The 5,318-nt window shown below is 40.4% G+C and carries 2 protein-coding genes; both read left to right on the top strand.

Annotated features, from left to right (window positions below; genetic code table 11):
* The coding region (locus ACOVO2_RS14360; RefSeq protein WP_421770643.1) for a TonB-dependent receptor domain-containing protein at positions 1-2,085 on the top strand (2,085 nt) is incomplete at its 5' end.
* 314 nt (positions 2,086-2,399) lie between these two features.
* Positions 2,400-5,318 (top strand): PAS domain S-box protein (locus tag ACOVO2_RS14355; protein WP_421770642.1); only part of this gene is annotated, 2,919 nt, incomplete at its 3' end.

Here is a 5,318-nt window from a genome sequence, read left to right as displayed (position 1 = left end):
TCGGCCAATGCCTTGAAAGAAGTAGTAGTACAAGCTGAAAAGAGTTCGATGGAAATGAAACTCGATAAGCGAGTATTTAATGTCGGGAAAGATTTAGCCAATGCGGGTGGTTCGGCTTCGGATATTCTGACCAATATCCCATCGGTTTCGGTTGACCCCGACGGTGGCGTAAAACTTCGTGGTAGTGATAACGTAAGAATTTTGATTGATGGAAAACCATCGGGTTTGGTAAGTTTCAAAGGTGGTGGTGGACTGCAATCGCTGCAAGCCAGCATGATTGAGCGAGTAGAAGTTATCACCAATCCATCAGCACGATATGAGGCCGAAGGCATGGCAGGAATTATCAATATTGTACTAAAGAAAGACCAAAAACAAGGCTTTAATGGTTCTTTTGATATTATTACGGGGCAGCCTGTCAATTATGGCGGTGCGGCAAACATCAATTATCGCCATCGAAAAGTCAATTTTTTTGTTAATTATAGCTTGGCTTATAATATCCGTCCGAATGTTTCTTCTATTTATCAAGAACGCCAAAGCAACGATTCTCTGTTTTTCTTAAAACAAAACAATAACGGAACAATTACGGGTTTTAACACCAATATCAGAGGTGGACTTGATTATTTTTTCAACGATAAAAATACACTAACGGCTTCGTATCTTTATCGCCGAAGCAAGGCTCGACGCATCACTAATCTACGCTACGAAGATTATATTTTCACCGAATCAAGTCTAATAGGAGTCAGTAAACGTAAGCAAGACGAACAAGAAACTGAACCAAATTCTGAGTATGTTTTAAGTTATAAAAAAACTTACGCCAAGAAAGGTCAAGAATTCAATGCCGAAGTACGTTTCTTAGATAATTGGGAAAGTTCTGACCAACTTTTCACGCAAGATTTTCTTTCACCAAACGAAACACCGATTGCATCAAAATCATTGGTGCAAAACTCGCTGAATGATGAATACGAAAAGCAATATTTATTACAAGTTGATTATGTACAACCGATTGGAAAAGAAGGAAAATTTGAAACGGGTGCAAGAAGTAGTTTCCGAGATATGGTCAATGATTATGTGGTAAATCAGAAAAATGAAGCTGGACAGTTTGTGGTTGTGCCTGGTTTAAAAAATTACTTTATTTATAACGAAGATATTCATGCGGCTTACGCTATTTTAGGCAATAAAACCAAGCAGTTTTCGTACCAAGCGGGGCTACGTGCCGAATGGACAAACGTAAAAACTACACTCCGAGAAACCAACGAAGTAAACCCAAGAAAATACGCAAACCTATTTCCAAGCGTGCATTTGACCTATGCTTTGCCGAAAGAAAATTCGCTCCAAATCAGTTATAGCCGCCGAGTTCGTCGCCCGTTTTATAATGATTTGAGTCCGTTTTCAACGTTTTCAGATAACCGAAATTTCTTTAGCGGAAACCCGAACTTGAACCCTGAGTTTAGCAATGTTTATGAAATCGGTCATATCAAATATTTTGAAAAAGGCTCACTTGGCTCATCGGTTTATTACCGAGATACCGACGGAAAAATTGAGCGTATTCGCCAAGTTGCTGCCGATGGCTTTGCCACGACCCGCCCCGAAAATTTACTGGGCGAACAAGCCTACGGCGTAGAATTTACGAGTCAATTTACGCCCGTAAAGTGGTGGAAACTTGATTTCAACTTCAACCTTTTTCATGCTGAAATTGATGGTAGCAATATTGATAAAAATTATTTTCGAGAAACAAATAGTTGGTTTGTGCGTCAGACCTCACGTTTTTCACTGCCAAGAGGTTTAGACGTACAGCTCAGAGCAAACTACGAAGCCAAACAAAAGACCGTTCAAGGTACTCGCTTACCACTTTATTACTTCGATTTATCGGCCAGTAAAGATATTCTGAAAGGTAACGGAACACTCAATTTTAGCGTACTTGATGTCTTGAATAGCCGTAAGTTTAGAAGCATCACCGAAGGCACAACCTTCCGCACCGAAAGCAGTTCACAATTCAGAAGACGTCAATTTAACCTAACGCTCAACTACCGCATCAAACAATCGAAAGGTGCAGGTAAAGGTAAGAAATTGGAATTGGAGGGTTGATAGAAGTTGTTAGATAAAATAACAGGAAGGCTGTATTACATGATTATTTTAGAGTGTAATCCCAAATTATTATGATATTTTCGGATTACACTCTAAAAATATATACGAATAATAATAAACTGAATTCTTTTTGATAGAACCCACATGGCATAATGGTTCGATTTTCACAGACTTTCCTACAAAACTATGATGTCATAAAAACAGCAACTGTTCATACTGAAAACTATTTTGATTTTGTGATGTCTTAATTTTTTCACGCTAAAATTTCCTTTTTTTTCTATCTTTACCACACAAATATTCAAAAAGGAACGAGTATGCTCACAGAAAAATCCAACGAAGAACTTTTGTTCGAAATCGAAAAACTAAAAGTACAACTTTCACAAACCGAACACCAACAAAGCATCGATCAGCTACAAGATTTGGTAGATAATACTTCCGAAATCATCATGTTGCTGTCGTTGAGTGGGCGATTTTTGTTTGTAAATACTGCTTTTCGTGAAGCTTTTGGATATTCTGATGCCGAACTTTCGCAACTTACGCTTCGAGAGATGCTTCATCCGCAGTTTGCCGATGAAACACTCGACACACTCCAACGCATCAAAGATGGAGACGAACAAGTGATTGATTTTCAGACAGTTGTACGAAACAAGGAAGGAAAAAGAGTTTATTTACTGGGTGATATTAGTTGTAGATTTGAGAACGGAAAACCCACGGCTTTCCGCTGCTTGTTTCGCGACATCACCCAACGCCGCCGTGCCGAAAAAGCTCAACAGCTTTATTATACCATTGCTCAGCTCAACCTCAATACGCCAAATCTGCAAGAATTCTTGACGCAAGTTCATGCCGAATTGCAGAAAAACATGCAGGCCAATAACTTTTTCGTGGCTCTTTTTGAACCCGACGAAGGTACGATTCATTTCCCCTATTTTATTGATGAATACTCCGAAACCGAAGAAAATTATCACCGTCGTAAGCTCGGAAATGGTATCGTAGAATACTCAATGGTGCAAAATAAACCGCTGTTTTTATCGAACGAAGATATCAAAAAATTGGTAGAAGTTGATAAAATTTACTTCTACGGTTCGTCACTCCCCGAAGTCATGCTTTGCGTGCCGCTTCATGTGGGCGACCGCACTACGGGCGTTATCGGCGTAAAGTCGTACAGCGACCGTAACAAATTCAATATCAGAGACTTAGAGTTGCTCGAATTCGTTTCGGGGCAAGTAGCGGTTGCCCTCGTTCGTAAACAAAAAGAAGAAGATTTACTTCGCCAAACTTCTCGCCTGAATGCAGTTTTTGATAGTGGTTCGCACGTAATCTGGACCGTAAATCAGAAGCGACAGCTAAGTTCTTTCAACAAAAACTACGTCAATCTGATTCAACGAAATTTAGGTACTCTGCCCGAAATCAACATGAGTATTGAAAAACTTGGTTGGAAACTCATTTCGCCCGAAGACCGCCCAATTTTGCGTGAAAAATACAACGAGGCTTTCACAGGAAAACCACAGTATTTTGAAATGCACTGGGGAAATATTGACGGTGGCGACGACTGGTATGAGTTTTTCTTGAACCCAATTCTTTCTTCCGAAAGTGGACAGGTCGAAGAAGTTTCGGGCATCGCTCAAAACATCACCGATAAGAAAAATTCGACGATAACTCTCCAAAAAAGCGAGCAGAAATTTAGAGATACTATCGAATCATTCATTGATATTTATTATCGAACCGATTTGGGCGGAAACATCACCATGATTTCACCATCGGTGCTAACTCACACAGGATACAGCGTGGGCGAAGTAATGGGCAATAAAGTGGACAAATTTTTTGAAAATGCCATTGACAGCTCGAAAAACATCAAAGGATTACTAAAGGCGGGTAGTATTACAAACTTTGAGGTGGTTGTAAAGCGTAAAAATGGCGAACTCCGCCAGTTTATGCTCAATATCCGAATGATTAAAGATGCCAAAGGCATTCCTGTTGAGGTGGAAGGTGTGGCCCGTGATATTTCAGAATTAAAGAAAACTGCCGAAGAATTGCTGATTGCCAAAGACGAGGCCGAACGCTCGCTGAAAGTAAAAGAGCGTTTCTTGGCAAATATGAGCCACGAGATTCGTACGCCAATGAATGGCGTAATCGGTATGATTGATTTGATGTACGAAACACCACTCAACCCCGAGCAGAAAGATTATGTGCAGACCATCAAAAAATCATCGGAAACTTTGCTCACGATTTTAAATGATATTCTTGATTTATCGAAAATCGAAGCGGGTAAAATGGATTTGCACAATGCTCCGCTCGATATTAAGGAAATCTTAGAGCGACTGGTGGCACTTTTCCGCCAACGAGCCATCGAAAAAAACAACAAAGTCAGCTACCACATAGCCGAAGATGTGCCTGCCTATCTGATAGCCGACCAAACTCGTTTGTTGCAGATTTTTTCAAACCTTACCTCAAATGCTCTCAAATTTACCGAAAATGGCAGCGTAACTATCTCATTATCAAAGGTTTCTTCCAACGGAAAAATCCACGTTTTACGAGGCGAAATTACCGATACTGGTATCGGTATTTCGGAAGCAGACCAAAAACTTTTATTTGGGGCCTTCCAGCAAGTAGATAATTCGACCAAAAAATCATTCGGTGGAACTGGACTCGGTTTGGCCATTTCTCGTGAACTTTGCCGATTGATGAAAGGCGATATGGGTGTGATTTCTGAGCAAGGAAAAGGCAGCACATTTTGGTTTACGATTGAGGTTCGCTCAACAACCATCAGCCCAAGCGTGAGCGAAAACAACGAAAACGAAATCAAACTGACCGATTTCTTTAGTAGTCATACACCAAAAATATTGTTGGTAGATGATAATCAAGTAAACCGTAAGGTTGCCTCCGAGATTTTATTAAAGGCTGGCTGTGAGGTAATTACAGCAGATAGCGGAGCAAAGGCAATAGAGATTTTTGGTGAAGGACATGGCTTCGATGTTATCTTCATGGATATTCAGATGCCCGAAATGGATGGTATCGAAACCACTAAACGCTTGCGTGAATTATACGGAAGTTCGTTGCCGAAGATAGTTGCCATGACGGCCTATTCAATGCAGCACGACCGTGAGAGATTTTTGAATGAAGGTATGGACGATTATGTTCCTAAGCCAATTCGTGCATCAATTCTGATTCAAAAAGTGAATGAAATTGTGCCAAAAAGCCCCTCCCCGACCCTCCCCGATAGGGAGGGAGAAAAA

It is taken from the genome of Emticicia sp. (assembly GCF_049241225.1).
GTDB lineage: Bacteria > Bacteroidota > Bacteroidia > Cytophagales > Spirosomataceae > Emticicia.
This window is presented reverse-complemented; position numbering and strand designations above follow the sequence as displayed.